The 16,819-nt window shown below is 61.1% G+C and carries 14 protein-coding genes; 8 read left to right on the top strand and 6 right to left on the bottom strand.

The window, feature by feature from the left end:
• The first annotated feature begins 80 nt into the window (after window positions 1-80).
• The 4 genes from JN524_RS26260 to JN524_RS26245 all read left to right on the top strand — a co-directional run bounded on the left by JN524_RS26260 (window position 81) and on the right by JN524_RS26245 (window position 5,405).
• Entirely contained in the window at window positions 81-1,499 is a 1,419-nt protein-coding gene (locus JN524_RS26260) for a TIGR00366 family protein (RefSeq protein WP_202371203.1), read from the top strand.
• 218 nt (window positions 1,500-1,717) lie between these two features.
• Window positions 1,718-3,412: an acid phosphatase gene (acpA, locus tag JN524_RS26255; RefSeq protein ID WP_202371202.1), complete on the top strand. Its 1,695-nt coding sequence runs from the start codon at window positions 1,718-1,720 to the stop codon at window positions 3,410-3,412.
• A gap of 117 nt (window positions 3,413-3,529) precedes the next feature.
• Window positions 3,530-4,711, top strand: a complete 1,182-nt coding sequence (locus JN524_RS26250) for a hypothetical protein (RefSeq protein WP_202371201.1) — start codon at window positions 3,530-3,532, stop codon at window positions 4,709-4,711.
• Window positions 4,712-4,889: 178 nt separating this feature from the next.
• Window positions 4,890-5,405 (top strand): lysine methyltransferase, encoded by a 516-nt coding sequence (locus tag JN524_RS26245; protein WP_202371200.1) that lies wholly within the window; start codon window positions 4,890-4,892, stop codon window positions 5,403-5,405.
• 6 nt (window positions 5,406-5,411) lie between these two features.
• Here JN524_RS26245 and can read toward each other — a convergent pair whose 3' ends face one another.
• Complete coding sequence (gene can, locus JN524_RS26240; protein WP_003228196.1) at window positions 5,412-6,056, bottom strand: carbonate dehydratase; 645 nt, start codon at window positions 6,054-6,056, stop codon at window positions 5,412-5,414.
• A gap of 140 nt (window positions 6,057-6,196) precedes the next feature.
• Here can and JN524_RS26235 point away from each other — a divergent pair, with 140 nt between their 5' ends.
• Window positions 6,197-6,601 (top strand): serine kinase/phosphatase, encoded by a 405-nt coding sequence (locus JN524_RS26235; protein ID WP_202371199.1) that lies wholly within the window; start codon window positions 6,197-6,199, stop codon window positions 6,599-6,601.
• A 112-nt stretch (window positions 6,602-6,713) separates the two neighbouring features.
• Here JN524_RS26235 and rimI read toward each other — a convergent pair whose 3' ends face one another.
• Window positions 6,714-7,166, bottom strand: a complete 453-nt coding sequence (gene rimI / locus JN524_RS26230) for a ribosomal protein S18-alanine N-acetyltransferase (protein WP_027612255.1) — start codon at window positions 7,164-7,166, stop codon at window positions 6,714-6,716.
• A complete protein-coding gene (locus tag JN524_RS26225) occupies window positions 7,159-7,905 on the bottom strand; it encodes an energy transducer TonB (RefSeq protein ID WP_202371246.1) in 747 nt (248 codons plus the stop codon). The genes rimI and JN524_RS26225 overlap by 8 nt, the downstream gene beginning before the upstream one ends.
• Before the next feature lie 232 nt (window positions 7,906-8,137).
• Between JN524_RS26225 and mksB the strand changes: the two genes are divergently transcribed.
• Genes mksB through mksF form a run of 3 tightly spaced genes read left to right on the top strand, consistent with a single transcriptional unit; the run spans window position 8,138 to window position 12,949 of the window.
• Complete coding sequence (gene mksB, locus JN524_RS26220) at window positions 8,138-9,421, top strand: Mks condensin complex protein MksB (protein WP_047296550.1); 1,284 nt, start codon at window positions 8,138-8,140, stop codon at window positions 9,419-9,421.
• Window positions 9,411-10,112, top strand: a complete 702-nt coding sequence (gene mksE / locus JN524_RS26215) for an Mks condensin complex protein MksE (RefSeq protein ID WP_016773189.1) — start codon at window positions 9,411-9,413, stop codon at window positions 10,110-10,112. The genes mksB and mksE overlap by 11 nt, the downstream gene beginning before the upstream one ends.
• On the top strand, window positions 10,109-12,949 hold the full coding sequence (gene mksF, locus JN524_RS26210) for an Mks condensin complex protein MksF (protein WP_003228206.1): 2,841 nt from the start codon (window positions 10,109-10,111) through the stop codon (window positions 12,947-12,949). Before mksE ends, mksF begins: the two co-directional genes overlap by 4 nt.
• 214 nt (window positions 12,950-13,163) lie before the next feature.
• Here mksF and JN524_RS26205 read toward each other — a convergent pair whose 3' ends face one another.
• Genes JN524_RS26205 through JN524_RS26195 form a run of 3 tightly spaced genes read right to left on the bottom strand, consistent with a single transcriptional unit; the run spans window position 13,164 to window position 16,729 of the window.
• On the bottom strand, window positions 13,164-15,467 hold the full coding sequence (locus JN524_RS26205; protein WP_202371198.1) for a PqiB family protein: 2,304 nt from the start codon (window positions 15,465-15,467) through the stop codon (window positions 13,164-13,166).
• Complete coding sequence (locus JN524_RS26200) at window positions 15,460-16,083, bottom strand: paraquat-inducible protein A (protein WP_202371197.1); 624 nt, start codon at window positions 16,081-16,083, stop codon at window positions 15,460-15,462. The genes JN524_RS26205 and JN524_RS26200 overlap by 8 nt, the downstream gene beginning before the upstream one ends.
• Window positions 16,070-16,729: a paraquat-inducible protein A gene (locus JN524_RS26195; RefSeq protein ID WP_202371196.1), complete on the bottom strand. Its 660-nt coding sequence runs from the start codon at window positions 16,727-16,729 to the stop codon at window positions 16,070-16,072. Before JN524_RS26195 ends, JN524_RS26200 begins: the two co-directional genes overlap by 14 nt.
• Between the last annotated feature and the right edge of the window lie 90 nt (window positions 16,730-16,819).

The raw sequence follows: 16,819 nt of genomic DNA, 5'->3' as shown, positions 1-16,819 counted from the left end.
CCACAGGGATCTCTGTGTTGTCGAGATGGGCGACCGTTCCTGCAGACCCACAATAACCATAAAAATCCGAGGTACTCCCTGTGGCCGTTGATATCGAAGATAGCCGCTCTGCGCGCTTTGCCTTGCGCTGTTCAAGCTTTGCCGAACGCTGGTTCCCCGATTCCTGGGTATTCGCCGCGTTGGCCGTGATCATTGTCGCGTTGGCCACGCTGGCCATGGGCGCCAAACCCACCGATGCCGCGATGGCGTTCGGTGACGGCTTCTGGAGTCTGATCCCGTTTACGATGCAAATGGCCTTCGTGGTGATTGGCGGGTATGTGGTCGCCAGTTCGCCACCCGCCGTAAAACTGATCGACAGACTGGCGCGCATCCCGAAAAACGGCCGCTCCGCCGTGGCCTGGGTCGCGCTGATCTCGATGGTCGCCTCGTTGTTGAACTGGGGCCTGTCGCTGGTGTTCGGCGGCTTGCTGGTGCGCGCCCTCGCCCGCCGCACCGATCTGAAAATGGATTACCGCGCGGCCGGTGCAGCGGCGTATCTGGGCCTTGGCGCGGTCTGGGCGCTGGGCCTGTCATCGTCGGCAGCGCAACTGCAGGCCAACCCGGCCAGCCTGCCGCCGGCGATCCTGTCGATCACCGGGGTGATTCCGTTCACGCAGACCATCTTCCTCTGGCAGTCCGGCGCGATGCTGCTGGCGCTGATCGTGATTTCGATCATCGTGGCCTACGCCACTGCGCCCGGCCCGAACTCTGCGCGTGATGCCAAGGATTGCGGCATCGACCCGGCGTTCAATCTGCCACCGCTGCAACCGCGCACCCGGCCCGGCGAATGGCTGGAACACAGTCCGCTGCTGATCATCTTGCTGGTGCTGCTGGCGGCCGGCTGGCTGTTCCACGAGTTCTCGAGCAAACCGGCGATCACCGCGATTTCCGGGCTGAACACCTATAACTTCCTGTTCATCATGCTCGGCGCGCTGCTGCACTGGCGCCCGCGCAGCTTCCTCGATGCGGTGGCCCGCGCGGTGCCGACCACCACCGGCGTACTGATCCAGTTCCCGCTGTACGGCTCGATCGCCGCGCTGCTGACCACAGTCAAAGGCGCCGACGCGCAGACGCTGGCGCATCACATCTCGACCTTCTTCGTCAGCATCGCCTCCCACGACACCTACGCGTTGCTGATGGGCGTGTACTCGGCGATTCTCGGTTTCTTCATCCCGTCCGGCGGCGGCAAGTGGATCATCGAAGCGCCCTACGTGATGCAAGTCGCCAACGATCTGCAGTACCACCTCGGCTGGGCGGTACAGATCTACAACGCCGCCGAAGCGCTGCCGAACCTGATCAACCCGTTCTACATGTTGCCGCTGCTGGGCGTGCTTGGCCTGAAGGCGCGCGACCTGATCGGCTTCTCGTTCGTGCAATTGCTGGTGCACACGCCGCTGGTGCTGTTCTTGCTGTGGGTGCTGGGGACGACATTGGCGTATACGCCGCCGGTGATGCCGTAAACCCGTTTAAAAACTGACAACATAAAACCTGTGGGAGCGGGCTTGCTCGCGAATGCGTTCTGCCATTCACCAGTGATGTGGCTGATACCGAGTATTCGCGAGCAAGCCCGCTCCCACATCAGCGCACAACCCTCCTCAAGTTGTAACCCAACCGTCACATTCAATTGCTAGCGTCCGCCCGAAACAAACTGAAACAATTAAGCAGAACGGGCTGACAGATGAAAGACGAGATAGACGGCACTGACGCACCTGAATCCGACACCCCCGCCGACACCAGCCGCCGCCGCTTCCTCGGTGGTGTTGCCGTCCTCGGCGTGGGCGCGACGCTGGCCGGCTGTGGCAGCGCCAGCGATCAACCGGGCAAACCGGCCCAGCGACCGCTGACGCCAGCCGAGCTGGACAAGGCCCTGCGCGAGCAGGTGAAAACCGTGGTGGTGATCTACGCCGAGAACCGTAGCTTCAACAACCTGTTCGGTGATTTCCCCGGTGTCGAAAAGCCGCTGTCAGCGCTCAAGCCTGCCGATTACCAGCAACGTGACCGCGACGGCAGCCTGCTGCAGACGTTGCCGCCAGTCTGGGGTGGCGTGCTGCAGATCGGCCCGCAAACGCTTGATGGCGTGACCTACCCCAGCGCCACGCAGTTTCAGGAAAACCTGCCCAACGCGCCTTTCGCCCTCAAGGGCCCGAATGCCGAAGACTTGCCGTTCGGTCTGGTGACCCGCGATTTGTGGCACGTGTTCTATCAGAACCAGATGCAGATCAATGGCGGCAAGAACGATGGTTTTGTCGCCTGGGCCGACTCCGGTGGTTTGACCATGGGGCACTACGCCCAGAGCCGCTACTCGCTGCGCTTGTGGGATGTGGCGCAGGAATTCGTGCTGTGCGACAACTTCTTCCAGGGTGCCTTCGGCGGCTCGTTCCTCAACCACCAATACCTGATCAGCGCCACCGCGCCGTTCTATCCGGACGCGGCCAATTCGGTGGCCAAATCCCAGATCGCCGCTCTGCAAAGCGATGATCCGACTGACCCGCGCCTCAAGCCACTGGAACAGTCACCCGCCAGCGCCATGACCGGCCCGCCGCAGTTCGGCCCGAGTGCGCTGACCCCGGACGGCTTCGGCGTCAACACCCTCGCCCCGCCGTACTGGCCGACTTGGATTCGCGATTCGGAGCGTCCGGCGTACTCCAAGCCGGATCTGCCCAACGTGATGGTGCCGCAGACCCACGAGCACATCGGCGACAAGCTGTCGAAGAAGAATGTCGACTGGGCCTGGTACGCCGGCGCCTGGCAGGCGACGCTGGAGCAGTACAAGGATTCGGGCGGCATTCCGAAGATCCCCAACTTCCAGTACCACCACCAGCCGTTCAACTACTTCAAGCAGCAAGGCCCGGAGAACCCGGACGAGCGCAACAAACGACTGCGCGATGCCGGTCTGGGCGATGAATCGAGCAGCAACAAGTTCTTTGCCGACGCCGAGGCCGGCAAGCTGCCGGCGGTAACTTTCTACAAACCGCAAGGCAACCTGAACATGCACGCCGGTTATGCCGACGTGGCCTCCGGCGACCGGCACATCGTCCGCGCCCTGAAGGTGCTGCGCGAAAGTCCGCAGTGGAAAAACATGGTGGTGGTCGTGACGGTCGATGAAAACGGCGGCTGGTGGGATCATGTGGCGCCGCCCAAGGGCGATCGCTGGGGCCCGGGGTCGCGGGTGCCGGCGCTGGTGGTGTCGCCATTCGCCCGCAAAGGCACGGTGGATCACACGGTCTACGACACGGCGTCGATCCTGCGCCTGATCACCCGGGTGTTCCAGCTCGAAACCCTTGATGGCCTCAAGCAGCGTGATGAGACCATGATCGCCCGCGGCCAGAAACCCATGGGCGATCTGACCAACGCCCTGCATTTTCAGGCATGAAACCGAGTTCTGCGAGCTGACGCAAAAATCCGTGAATGACAGCTTCTCTGTGCAACACGGCTGATCCAATATGAAGCGCCCCGAACCCGGGGAACCCACGCTGAAAAGGATCTGAGCATGTTCAAACTCGCAGGACTCACCCCCGCAGCCTTTACCCTTGCCGCGCTCACCCTGAGCGCGGCCGCCCACGCCGATGTCGATCTGAAGCTGGGCAGCACCGAGCGCGTCACCCGCCTCTTCGCCTACCCCAACAATTGCAGCGTGATCTGCTATCGCAACTGGTCGCTGGAGCAGACCGTTGCGCATTACCTGAGTCAGAGCGTGCAGCGCGATGGCTACAGCAATGCCAAGGTGTTGGTGAAGAACGATAACGGGCAGATTTACGCCGAGATCAGCGGCGTTCCCGAAGGCTACGACAAGCCGCTGTCGGCGCTGCTGGACGCCGGGGATCTGGCCTATACCGGCGCCAGCAAGCTCAATGCCGATGGCAAGTGGGCGTACAGTTGGTATCTGTTCCTGCCGTTGGGCATGGCCCTGGAAAACCGCAAGAGCGTCGAACTGCTGCACTTCCCGCCGGACTATTCGCTGACCCAGGCCCAGGATTACCTGCGCTCGAACACCACCGACCGCTGGGCCACGCTGTTGACCGCCAACGGCATCCCGGCCGAGCAGACGCCGGCCTATCAGACCATCATCGACATCGCGCCAATCGCGGCGCCGTCCAACGCAGGTAGTGATCTGGAGGGCGTCTACGACTACTTCAAGGATTATCAGACCACGCTGGTCAAGCAGTTCAGCCAGACCAGCGCCGGCACCACCCTGCCGATGGTCGCGTTCGGTGCGCCGGTGCGTAACTGGATCAAGCAGCAATACGGCCCGACCGTGGCCGTACTGGGCCTGGCAACCATCAGTCCGAGTGCCGGGGTGAACGTGCCGGTGCTGGGTTCGAACCACCCGAGCTACATCTGGTACGCCGCCGACCCGGCCAGCTACGACGGCGATGAAGCAAAAGCCGATGCCGCCGGTTTGAAGGTCATGGGTCAGGACTTGAGCGCCGCTTGCTGGCAAGCCGGGATGGGCAGTAAACCCGGCACCGATGCGAAAACCCTGCTTGATAGCTGCACGCAAACCTGGCAAGTGACGCAAAAGGTCAATACCTGCGAATTGTTCTACACCTCGATCCGCAACCTGACTCCGGCACAGGCTGCCGCCAAGTGCTCGACCACCCCGGTCAAGGCGCAGTTGCAACAGCTTCAAGGCGAATTGCCGGCCACCGCCGTTTCTGCACCACACCTTTGAGCCGCTGAAAAAACTTCCCGTGTCAGTCAATACTGACGCGGGGAGCAGCCAATCACGCCTGTCAGATCTGACAGTAGACGGTAAGTGATATACGCAGGAGGATTGGATCCAAGCATGTTGCGGCGCTGACAGGATGTCAGACCAGGGAAGTCGCAGCATTTTGCCGACAGGGAACGTTATGAATAATCAGGTCCATCAACACAACATCCCACGCGACGCGCCCGGCATTTACCCGTTTGCCGGATTGCCCGTGCGTCTGGGCTTTCCATCCACCGAGGATTTCGAAATCGTGCAGGACCACCATGGTCACGCGACGGTGGTGGCGCGCCGGGCGTTCTTGCGCATCACCCGGATGTGTCGGGTTTCCGGGCAACTGTTGCCCTATCGCTGCCGACAGACGCGCCAGTTACTGACCGGCATCCATCTCTACGACCCGCGCTTTTGCGGGTTGCTTGAACATGCCTGCGATCCGAATGTGTTTCTGGACATGAGTGAACTGTGGCTTTGGGCGCTGCGCGATATTCAGCCGCGTGAACGCCTGACCATCGACTTCGCCGCTACCGAAGACCGTTTGCCGCAACAGTTCGCCTGTACTTGCGGCTCGCCGCGCTGTCGGGGGTGGATCACCGGTTACGATGAGCCACCCAGTATCGAGGGCCAGCACTTTTTGCAGCACTGGCGGCATACGCACTGATCGGGATTACAACGCTCCGACCGGGCGCAGACGGTATTGCGGCGGCAGTTGCTCGAATCCGCTGATGGTGGTGTTCAGGCTTTTCCAGCGACCGTCCTTGATGCCGTAGATGCAGCCGTGAATCGACAGGCTCTGGCCGCGGTGCCAGGCGTTCTGGATGATGCTGGTGTGGGCGACGTTGGCCACTTGCTGAACGACGTTGAGCTCGCACAGCCGGTCGACCTGCTCTTCCTCGGTCGGCAGCTTGGCCAGTTCTTCTCGTTTTTCGTAATACAGGTCACGGATCGAGCGCAGCCAGCCGTCGATCAGGCCGAACTGGCGATCCTGCATCGAGGCGCGCACGCCGCCGCAGCCATAGTGGCCGGTAACCAGGATGTGTTTGACCTTGAGCACATCAACCGCGTACTGGATCACCGACAGGCAATTGAGGTCGGTGTGCAGCACCACGTTGGCGACGTTGCGGTGTACGAACAGATCGCCCGGCAGCATGCCGACGATCTCGTTGGCCGGCACCCGTGCGTCGGAGCAGCCGATCCACAGATATTCCGGGGTCTGCTGGCGCGCCAGCTTGGCGAAGAAATCCGGGTCTTCCTTGGTGATCGCGTCAGCCCAACGCTCGTTGTTATCAATCAGGTCTTGTAAGTCGTGCATGGTTAAGGCCTCAAGAAAGATGCGCAGGTATGACAGACGACCGCCCGTCGGGGTCACGCAAGAAACGCAGGTGTTTTTCTTTGGAATTCTCGGGTGTCCGGTGAGTCCACTCAGTAAGGCCCACAGTATGAGGATTTGCCATGACTGATTCACGACGTCCGTACGATGCGGTGCAACCGGAACCCATCGATGACAACGAAGACCGCATGGGCTCGGTGCATGAGCTGGATTTCGATGAAGACGAACCCAGCGCGAAAATCGGCGACGAGATTCCGGAACGTGAACGCGAGCAACTGATGCCCGCTGAACGGGTGCGCGAGGCCGGCCTTACCGGTGCATCGACGGCTGACCACGAACCGACCGACGATGACTTGAGCCCGGAAACACTGATTCACGAGGATGGCGCACGCGATGCCGAAGAGGCTGGCGAGGGCAATCAGGCCGATTGGGATCTGAGCATTGTCGATGAGGATGACATCGGCGGCGGCAATGGTCTGGATGAGGCGGAGCTGGCGCGGCGTGATCCGCTGGATGGCAATCGCTGATCGCCTGATGTGACGCGACTCACTGTAGGAGCTGCCGAAGGCTGCGATCTTTTGATCTTGCCTCTAAAAACAAGATCAAAAGATCGCAGCCTTCGGCAGCTCCTACAGGAGATCAGTCAACCAACGTGCAGGCCATGACCACAGCGTCTTCGCGCCCGCCCACCGCCGGATAATAATCGCGACGCCGGCCAATCTCATTGAAACCATAGCGCTCATACAACTTGAACGCTGCGGTATTGCTGTCGCGCACTTCCAGGAAGCATTCCCGGGCAGAGGCCGCATATGCCCGCGACATCAGATGCTCGAGCAGCGTCAGCCCCAGCCCCCGTCCCTGATTCTCCGGTTTGACCGTGATATTCAGCAGATGCGCCTCGTCGAGAATGATCTGCACCACCCCGTGGCCGACCTGCTGCTGGCCTTCGAACATCAGCCAGATCTGGTATTTGCCCAGCCCGTCGAGAAAAATCCCGCGCGTCCAGGGATGGCTGTACGCCGCGTATTCGATCTTCAATACCGCGTCCAGGTCCGCCTCGGTCATCGGGCGGAACGATACAGCTTCACTCATTCGATGGTTTCCAGCGCGCCATCAGCCGACGCATGGCTTGCCACACAGCGGCCTTGCGCTGTGGCTCTTCCATTAACAATTCCAGACCAGGGATGGCCCAGGCCAGGCCCAGTCCTTCGATCTGCAATTCACTATTGAACGCTGCAGCGTCCGCCTCTCCGGCAAAGCGCACCGCCGGCAGGCCGATCAGCCACAGGCAGGCGCAAGGCGCCGCTTCCATTTGTACCGAGAGGAAACCCTGAACGAAGTCGCGCGCCGCTTCCGGGCCTTGATCCATGGTGCCGCGGTTCAGCCACGGCCAGCGCACCGGCTCGCCGACAATCTGCGGCGCATCCGGCAGACCGGCGGCACGCAGCATGTCTTTAAGCAGCAGATAGGCCGGATCGCGGCTCTGGAACGCTTCGCCTGTGGGTAACTCGACCAGCAGCAGGCAAGCCCCGGCGCGCAGCAACTGCAGGGCAAAACGCGGTGGCGGCACGGGCGCGGGTCTGGCGACAACTGGCGCCTCCTCGACCTCTTCCACCGGCTTGGCGCCATTGCGGGTACTGGCGAGCGACGGGCGCGGCACTTCGATCTTCGGCCGTTCGACCGGACGGGCGGCAGGCTGCACCGGAGCTTCGGCCTGCACAACCGGCATCACCGCGACCTCTGGCTCAGGCTCGGGCATGTCCAGCAGCTCGGGCCGCGACGGGGCGGCGAAAGGCAATTCGGTGCGCGGCAGCCAGTTGACCACCTGCATGGCGTTCAAATAGGCGCGGCGGCGGGACTCGATAAGCAAAGGGTCGGCCACTTGTGGATAACTGAAGTGGGCTGATTCTACAGCCCTTCGTTCAAGATCGCTTGCTGTTGATCGATAGCCTTTACCGGGCTCGCTCCCTGAGAAAATGCGACAGCCCGTCCCGAGAGTGAATCGCATCCCTCGCGATGCAGTACAATCGCGGCTTTTAATCGCCAACCAGCCGGCCATTCCGATGATCGAACCCAAGCGCGTCTTGCGCGCCCTCGCTGAACACTGGGCACTTCTGGAGCCACTGTGCGAGCACTTCGACCAAGGCACCCTGAGCCTCAACGAACTGCGCACGCAACTGGCCGCCCAACAACTGGACAGCACGCCGCAGGACATCACCAGCCTGCTCGACGTGTGGATTCGCCTGGACATTCTGGTGCCCGTGGCGAAAAGCCCGAACCGTTTCGAGCTCAACGCGCAGATCCACGACTTCCTCGCCTACCTGCGCCGTGAGCATCGTCTGGGCCTGTGCCTGGAGATCGAAGCCTACCTGCGTCACCTCGAACGGCTGGCCGGCTACATTCAGGACGCGTTCGACGTGCGCGACGGCAACGACCTCGCCCGTCAGCTGCGTTTGCTCGACATGCGCGTGCGCGACGTTCTGAAGAAACTCGACAACGACGAGCAGGCCCTGGTCGCCGTCGCCGAACGGGCCAAGACCAGCGACCGGCAGATTCCGCTGCGTCAGCGTTACGCCGAAGTGTTGGCGACCTGGGACGAATACGTCGAGCCGATGATCGATCTGGTGAATGCCGACGGCGCCTTCGAACAAGGCGTGCGCAAGGTCGAAACCGTGCTGCTGAAGATGCTCAGCGAACAGCAACGCCTCGGCCATCTGGTCGATGACGACATGCTGCTGCGCACCCACGCGCGCATCCTCGAGATGCAGACCAGCGCCCAGCTGACCCTGCGCCACGCCCGCGAACTGCTGCTGCCGCTGCGTGAAGAGGCGCGCCGGCACAACGCCGTGACCCGTGGTGCCGCGCTGGCGCTGGCGGCGATTCGTCGCAAAGGCATTGACGCCGTGCCGCAAGCGGCAATGCCGCTGTTCACCCGGCCGCAAAGCACCTTCCTCGGCAGCGCCAGTCAGGTCGAGGCCTACGTCTACGCCCTGGCGCGTTTCGAGCCGAAACCGGCGCGTTTCCCCAAGGCGCACAAGACCCAGAAATCCGGCGATGCGCCACGTGCACCGCGCACCGTGCGCGAGATGGTCGAGCGTTGCGAAGAGTCCCTGCCGATGCCGGATCTGATGACCTGGTTGCTGGAGCAGGAACCGGACGGCGCCACCGACGAATTGCTCTACTGGTTCTCGCGTCTGTCGCGGGAAAAACGCTTCACCCGCGAGCGTCTGGAACGCCGCGAATACCACACTCACGAGCATCAGGTCAGCCTGCGCTCCTTCGCCCTGCTCTCGGCCCGCGACCCTGCCGCCGCCGAGGATTCTGCGAGCATCCCCAATGCATCTTGATCTATCCGAACTGTCCCAACTGGCGCCGATCTTCCGCGAGCTGTTCAAGGGCTACCACGTCAGCCGCCGCGACCCGGAACTGTACGCGCAACTGTCGAACTTCCAGGATCAATACCGCACGCTGTTCAAGGCACTCGGCTTCGAACTGGTCTGCGACACCCGTGGTTTCTACTACTTCGTGCCGGACATGGCCGCTGCGGCGGTGAACAAGACCGCTCAGCGCCTGGCGCTGTTCACCTTCATCCTCGTCGAGCACCTGGCCGATCAGGGCCGCGATCCGATCGCCGTGCTCGACGGTGGCAGCCTCGGCCGTGAAGAGCTGCCGTCGCTGCTGGATAAATACCGCGACCTGTTCATCCAGGCCGAAGTGCAGACCGTCGAAGAACTCGAAGAAAAAATCATGCGTCGCATGACCCAGCTCGGTTTCGCCGGCGAAGAAAACGGCGTGTACCGTTTCCTGCCGCCGATGCACCGCTTCCTCGATGTGTGCCTGTCGGTGCAGCAGGACCGCGATCTGGCGGCCAGCGTACACAGCGTGCTGCCGCTGCCGGCACCGGTGCTGATCGACGAAGAAGCCGAAGCCAAATTCCTCGAGACCGACGATCCGCTTGATCTCAGCGAATTTGAGGAAGAGAGCGAAGAAGACGCACTGGCTAGAGCCATTGCCGAAGAACAGGAGTCCGACGCATGAGCCAGGAACGCTACGGCATCCGCCGCTTTGCCCTTTTGAACACCGCCGGTTACAGCCTCGGCCTGTTCCCGCTGGAAGAACCGCTGTCGGTTTACGGCGCGAACAACCTCGGCAAATCCGCCTCGATCAACGCCTTGCAGTTCCCGATTCTGGCGCGCATGTCGGACATGAGTTTCGGCAAGTACAGCCTGGAGCAATCGCGGCGTTTCTACTTCGCCTCCGACACCAGTTACATCCTCGTCGAAGTCAATCTGCCCCACGGCCCGCACGTGATCGGCGTGGTCGGGCGCGGCCCGGGTGGTGGTTTCGGTCACCAGTTCTTCGCCTACGCCGGCAAGCTCGATCTGGCGCATTACCAGAAGAACGACACTTGCCTGCGTCAAAAAGAACTGTTCAGCAACCTTGAGAAAGAAGGCCTGAAAGCCTACGAACTCAAGCCGGACGAACTGCGTCGTCTGCTGGTGGGCGGTCACACCTCGATCCCGCTGGATCTGACCCTGATCCCGCTGCGCTCCACCAGCGAGCAGAGCCTGAAAACCTTCCGTGCGCTGTTCATCAACCTGCTGCACATGCGCGAAATCACTGCGGCCAAGTTGAAGCAACTGTTCCTCGATGCCTTCGAGCACAGCCTGCGTTCCGGTAGCGTCGACTACATCGCCGCGTGCGAAGAAGCCTTCCGCGATGTGCGCCGGATGGAGCAGGACTACAACTCGCTGGTCGCCGCCGGCCCGCTGGTCGAAGCCTTGGCCAACGGCGTGAAACAGCGCGATGTGCTGCGTGGCAAACTGCATCGCCTGTCGCCGCTGCTCGACTCGTTGCTCGGCACCTGGTCGGACTACGCCACGGCGCGCAAGGAAGAGCTGACGATTCAGGCCGAGCACTACCGTCGCGAACAGGATGATCTGCAAAACGATCAGCGCGGTGGCACGCAGGAGCTGATGCGTCTGGAGCGGGAAATCTCCGGCATCCAGCGCTGGCTCGGCGAGTTGTCGGTGCTGAAAAACCGCTTCGCGCTGGTCGATGACGTCAAGGTGCTGGAGCAGCAACTGCTCGCCGCCAAGGACGCCCACGACGAACTGGCTGGTGCGCTGGCACAGTCCCGGCAGTTCAGCGCCGAGGATTTGGAAGAGCGTCTGCGCGATCTGGAAAAACGCCTGAAGTCGGTGAAGCAGCAACTCGATCACGCCGACAACAACAGCTACGCGCGCCTGCGTGAGGAGTTCTCGCAGCAGGACGTCGAGCGCCTGATGCGTCTGTTCAACAGCGCGCTATTCAGCCTGCCGCTGGGCGAGCACGGCATCACCCTCGACGAGGATGGCGAGTGGGTCAAATCGGTCGAGCTGATCCTCGATGGCTTCAAGGGCGAGCGCTTCGAAGTGCCGGGCTTGTCGATCGACATCTCGCACATCGAGCCGCCCGCTCTGCAAGCGCTGGCCGACCGCGCCGCGCTGCGTGACCAGAAAGAACGTCTGGAAAAAGAGCTCAAGCAACTCAAGACCCAGCAAGCCGTGGCCGCCGACCGCGCCGCGAGCAAGACCCAGACCGAAGCGCTGTACCAGCAAGTGCTGGATGCGCAGAAAGCCCTGGAAGATTTCCGTCGCACCCAGACCCTGAGCGCCGAAGAAGGCGACAAGCTTGAGCAGTTGGCGCAGATGGAAGCGGCGCAGGACGAACTCAAGCGCTCCAGCGATGCGTTCACCGAGCGCGTCCAGCAACTGTCGGCCAAGCTGCAACTGGTCGGCCGGCAGATCGCCGACATGGAAGCCAAGCAGCGCACCCTCGACGACGCCCTGCGCCGCCGTCAGCTGCTGCCGGCGGACCTGCCGTTCGGTACGCCGTTCATGGATCCGGTCGACGACTCGATGGACAACCTGCTGCCGCTGCTCAATGACTATCAGGACAGCTGGCAAGGCTTGCTGCGCGCTGACGGGCAGATCGAAGCGCTGTACGCGCAGGTGCGCCTCAAAGGTGTGGCCAAGTTCGACAGCGAAGACGACATGGAGCGCCGTCTGTCGCTGCTGATCAACGCTTACGCGCACCGTACCGATGAAGCCCTGACGCTGGGCAAGGCGCGGCGTGCGGCGGTCACCGACATCGCCCGAACCCTGCGCAACATCCGCAGCGACTACGACAGCCTCGAACACCAACTGGCGCTGTTCAACCGCGAGATCAACAAGCGTCAGGTGTCCAACCTGCAGAGCTTCCGCATCGTCCTGGCGCCGAACAAGGAAGCGCTCAAGCACATCGACCAGATCATCCACAGCGCCGGCCAGTACGAAGAAGGCGAAACCCTGTCGGTGTTCGATCTGAGCCAAAGCGCGGAGCAGGACAATAAGAACGAAGAGGCCAAGGAATACCTGGCACGGTTGGTGGCGGCAAACCACAACCAGCTCGGCCTCAAGGACTTGTTCGAACTGGCGTTCGAGATCACCAAGGTCAATGGCCAGCCAGTGATTCACACCGACATCGATGGCGCGGCCTCCAACGGTACGACCATGACCATCAAGGCGCTGACCAACATGTACTTGTTGCTGCACTTGATGGATCGCGACCTCGCTGGTCGCGTGCGCCTGCCATACTACCTCGACGAGGCGGCGGACATCGACGAGAAGAACCAGGCCGCGCTGCTGGAAACCAGCCTGCAACTGGGCTTCGTGCCGATTCTGGCGAGTGTGAAGCCGCAGGTCTGCGCCAGTGTCGCCATCGACCTGGAAGGCGGTAGCGGCCCGGCGGGGATCTACATCGATGAAGCGGACTGGAAGTACATCCGCCGGCATGATGTGGTGAAGGCCACCGTCAATGTGCAAGCCGATGAGCCGGAGCTGGATGAGGTTTGATCGACTTTAGCTGAAGGCAAAAAAAAGGGCCGCGATCTGTTGGGATCGCGGCCCTTTTTTATGGCTTTGGGTTTGTGCTGATTAGGAGGACCTCATCGCTGGCAAGCCAGCTCCCACAGGTTTTTGTTGAATACACATTCTGTATACGACACAAACCCTGTGGGAGCGGGCTTGCCCGCGAAGGCGTCCTTCCAGACGCCACATCAATGGCGGGTTATTTACCGAGCGAAATCTTCGGCGCCCAGGTCAGCCATTCATCCTCGAACTTATCGAACAGCGGGAACGTCTGCTCAGGCCGTGCCGGGTTGCCCATGCGCTCACCGTCCGGCGTGGCGAAGGCGATGCCTCCCTGAATTGCTGTCTCCAGCGACTCCGTGCGCACCGTCAGACCATTGAACAGGCCGATGTCGAAACCAACGCCGCTGGTGTTCCAGAATCGGCTGCCGCTGCGCACCAACGGCGCGTATTTTGGCTCGATCAAAATGTGCACCAACACCCGGTCAGCCGTCTGGCCCAGTTCGTAACCGGTGACCTTGCCCACGGTGATTTCGCGGTAGGTCACGGGTACGCCCGGTTTCAGCGAGCCACGGCGCGCGGCGCTCAACACCAGACTCAAGCCAGCCTCCTGCTTGCTCACTTCCGGCGGACTGGCCAGCGCAACGAAGTTCTTCTGCGGGCCGAGATTTTTCGCCGCCGGCTGCACTTCCACATACTGCCCGGTGACCAGGGTTTCCAGGTTCTGGGTCTTGATCAGTCCCAACTCCGGCTTGACCACCCAGAACTGACTGCCGACCCGCGCAATGCGCTCCGGTACTTCGGTGATCCGCGCGGTAATCATCACGGCTTGCAAATCGTCGGTCAGATCGACGTCTTCAATCTTGCCGACATCCAGCCCTTTGAAACGAATCGGTGTGCCCGGGCGCAAACCGTCGGCGCGGTCGACCTTGATCGTCACCAGCGTGCCTTTCTGGTTGGCCTCGTCATGATTGGCGAACAGACGGAAGCGCGGAATACGCTTCTGCAGTGGCGCCTTGGCTTGCGGCGTTTCGAAAGCGATACCGCCGGCCATCAATGTCTGCAAAGACTCGCTCTTCACTTGAATACCACCTGTCAGACCACCGGTGAGGGTGATGCCGCTGACATTCCAGAAGCGTGTCGACGCGTTGACCAGGTTTTCGTACTCCTTCTCGATATGCACGCCGATGACGATTTGCTTTTTGGTCTTGGAGAACTGATAGCTCTGTACCGAACCGACCTTGACCTGCTTGTACAGAATCGGACTGCCGACTTCGATCGAACCGAGAACATCGGTAAACAGCACCAGGTGCAGACCCGGCGAACGCAAATCCAGCGGCGGCGCTTTTGGCCGCGCCTCGAATTCGCGTTTCGGCGCGGCACCTTTGTCGCCCGGACGCACGGCGATGTAGTTACCTTTGACCAACGCTTCGAGCCCGGTGATACCGGCCAGGGAAATCGACGGTTTGACCACCCAGAACTGCGTGCCTTCGACCAGATAGTCCTCCGCCAGAGGATCCAGCGTCAGCTCGGCGGTGGCACTGTTCAGATCCGGATCGATTTTCAGCGCCTTCATGTTGCCGACCTGAATGCCCTTGTACATCACCGGCGTACGACCGGCCTGCAGGCCTTCGAAGTCACTGAGTTTGACCTTGACCCGGATGCCGGCAGCGGCGGCGTCGAAGTCCTCATACAGACGGAACGGCAGGCTTGGATCAGTAGGCGGACTGTCCTTGCGATTCTCCGGAGTGGCGAAGGCAATACCGCCGGCGACGATGCTCGCCAGAGACTCGCTGCGTACTTTTACCCCGGACAGGTTGGCGTCGATGCTGATGCCGCTGGCATTCCAGAACCGTGTGTGTTTGCGCACCAGTTTGGCGTAGGTCGGCTCGATGAACACTTTGAGTTCAACGGTGCTCTGGTCTTCAGACAGCACGTAGCTTTTGATCTGACCGACCTTGATCTGCTTGTAGAACACCGGGCTGCCGCGGTTCAGCGAACCAAGGCGATCGGCCTTGATGGTCAGGTGCAGTCCGGGCTTGGAGTCCGACAGCGGCGGCTCCTCGGCCAGCGCCTTGAACTTGCGGGTCGGCTCACCTTCGCCAGGACTGATGGCCACGTAGTTACCTGAAACCAGGGTTTCCAGACCGGTGATGCCGGCCAGGGTCACGCTCGGTTTCACCAGCCAGAAACGCGTGCTGGTCTTGAGGTATTGCTCGACGTCCTTGTTCATCTCGACGGTGGCAATCACCCCTTTGGAATTGCCCTCGTCATCAAGTTTGAGCGTCTTCACCTTACCCACCGGCATGCCCTTGTAGACCACTTCGGTCTTGTTGGCCTGGATGCCTTCACCGCTTTCGAAACGCACCTGAATCTCGATCCCGGTTTCGTTATAGGCACGCCAGCCGAGCCAGCCGCCGATGATCAGGGCAATCAGAGGCAGTACCCAAATGGCAGACCAGTTCGAGGCCGGTCGGGTTTTCGCTACAGGCAAATCAGTCATGGTCGTCGTCCGACTCCGTGTTATCCCAAATCAGTCGGGGATCGAAAGTTACTGCGGCAAGCATCGTCAGAATCACCACACTGGCGAAGGCGATGGCGCCAAGGTTGGCTTCGACACTGGCTAGCCGGCCGAAGTTGACGACCGCCACCAGAATGGCGATCACAAAGATGTCGAGCATCGACCAGCGACCGATGAACTCGATGAAGCGGTACATCCAGATCCGCTGCCGCGCGGACAACGGCTGACGCCGCTGCACCGAAAACAGCAGCAGCGCGATGCCCACCAGTTTGAAGGTCGGCACCAGAATACTGGCGATGAACACCACGGCGGCAATCGGGATCATGCCGTGCTGCACCAACTGGATCACGCCGGACATGATGGTGCTGGGATCGCCCTGCCCCAGCGAACTGACCGTCATGATCGGCAACACATTGGCCGGGATGTAGATAATCGCAGCAGTGATCAGCAGAGCCCAGGTTCGGGCCAGACTGTTCGGACGACGAGCGTGAACCAGCGCACCGCAGCGGGTGCAGGTCTGCTCGTCGGTGTCCACATCCTGTCTGTTCAATTCATGGCATTCGGTACAAATCAGAATGCCCGCATCAATCGCCCGCATGGGCATCCTCTCCTGATAACGCCTGCCAGATCTGATGCGGTGACATCACCACTTCCAGCCAGACCTGAACCAACAACAAACCGATGAAACACGCCAGACCGAGGCCGACGGTGATGGCCGCCATGTCCGCCAGTTTGACGATCGCCACGAGGACGCCCATGAGGTAGACCTCGAGCATTCCCCAGTCTTTGAGGTGGTGATAAATGCGGTAGAGCAGCAAGCCGTAACTGCGCCCGAGATTGAAACGGATCGTCAGCAAAACGAATAACTGGCACACCAACTTCAGCAACGGAATGGCCATACTGCACAGGAATACGACGATCGAAACGCCCTGCATCTCCGTATTGAACAAGCCGAGCACGCCGCTCCAGACCGTATCCTGCGAAGATTGCCCGAGGATATTGAGCTGCATGATGGGTAAAAAGTTTGCCGGGATGTACAGCAATAATGCTGCGATCACCAAGGCAAGGCTGCGCTGCACCACATTATGGCGATGGGCGTACAACTCGTAACCGCAGCGCGGGCAGATTGCTTTCTCGCCATGGGCAAGCTTGGGCTTGCGCATCAGCAGGTCGCACTCATGACAGGCCACCAAGTCTTCCAGCGGTAAATTTGACAGCCCTTGGGCGTCAACCGGATCTGACATAAAGGCTCTGGCTCCGAAAAAGATGGGGGTTATTCTAGTGTTCTGATTCGAAAATAACTGTGCAAAATTGTTCGCTGCCTAAGTAAAAAT

The organism is Pseudomonas sp. MWU318 (assembly GCF_016756945.1).
Taxonomy (GTDB): domain Bacteria; phylum Pseudomonadota; class Gammaproteobacteria; order Pseudomonadales; family Pseudomonadaceae; genus Aquipseudomonas; species Aquipseudomonas putida_A.
This window is presented reverse-complemented; position numbering and strand designations above follow the sequence as displayed.

What these genes read in the sequence shown, in the direction of transcription:
- acpA (WP_202371202.1), top strand. Translation starts at nt 1,718, where the DNA reads ATGAAAGACGAGATAGACGGCACTGACGCACCTGAATCCGACACCCCC.
- JN524_RS26250 (WP_202371201.1), top strand. Translation starts at nt 3,530, where the DNA reads ATGTTCAAACTCGCAGGACTCACCCCCGCAGCCTTTACCCTTGCCGCG.
- JN524_RS26245 (WP_202371200.1), top strand. Translation starts at nt 4,890, where the DNA reads ATGAATAATCAGGTCCATCAACACAACATCCCACGCGACGCGCCCGGC.
- can (WP_003228196.1), bottom strand. Translation starts at nt 6,056, where the DNA reads ATGCACGACTTACAAGACCTGATTGATAACAACGAGCGTTGGGCTGAC.
- JN524_RS26235 (WP_202371199.1), top strand. Translation starts at nt 6,197, where the DNA reads ATGACTGATTCACGACGTCCGTACGATGCGGTGCAACCGGAACCCATC.
- rimI (WP_027612255.1), bottom strand. Translation starts at nt 7,166, where the DNA reads ATGAGTGAAGCTGTATCGTTCCGCCCGATGACCGAGGCGGACCTGGAC.
- JN524_RS26225 (WP_202371246.1), bottom strand. Translation starts at nt 7,905, where the DNA reads ATGCAGGTGGTCAACTGGCTGCCGCGCACCGAATTGCCTTTCGCCGCC.
- mksB (WP_047296550.1), top strand. Translation starts at nt 8,138, where the DNA reads ATGATCGAACCCAAGCGCGTCTTGCGCGCCCTCGCTGAACACTGGGCA.
- mksE (WP_016773189.1), top strand. Translation starts at nt 9,411, where the DNA reads ATGCATCTTGATCTATCCGAACTGTCCCAACTGGCGCCGATCTTCCGC.
- mksF (WP_003228206.1), top strand. Translation starts at nt 10,109, where the DNA reads ATGAGCCAGGAACGCTACGGCATCCGCCGCTTTGCCCTTTTGAACACC.
- JN524_RS26205 (WP_202371198.1), bottom strand. Translation starts at nt 15,467, where the DNA reads ATGACTGATTTGCCTGTAGCGAAAACCCGACCGGCCTCGAACTGGTCT.
- JN524_RS26200 (WP_202371197.1), bottom strand. Translation starts at nt 16,083, where the DNA reads ATGCGGGCGATTGATGCGGGCATTCTGATTTGTACCGAATGCCATGAA.
- JN524_RS26195 (WP_202371196.1), bottom strand. Translation starts at nt 16,729, where the DNA reads ATGTCAGATCCGGTTGACGCCCAAGGGCTGTCAAATTTACCGCTGGAA.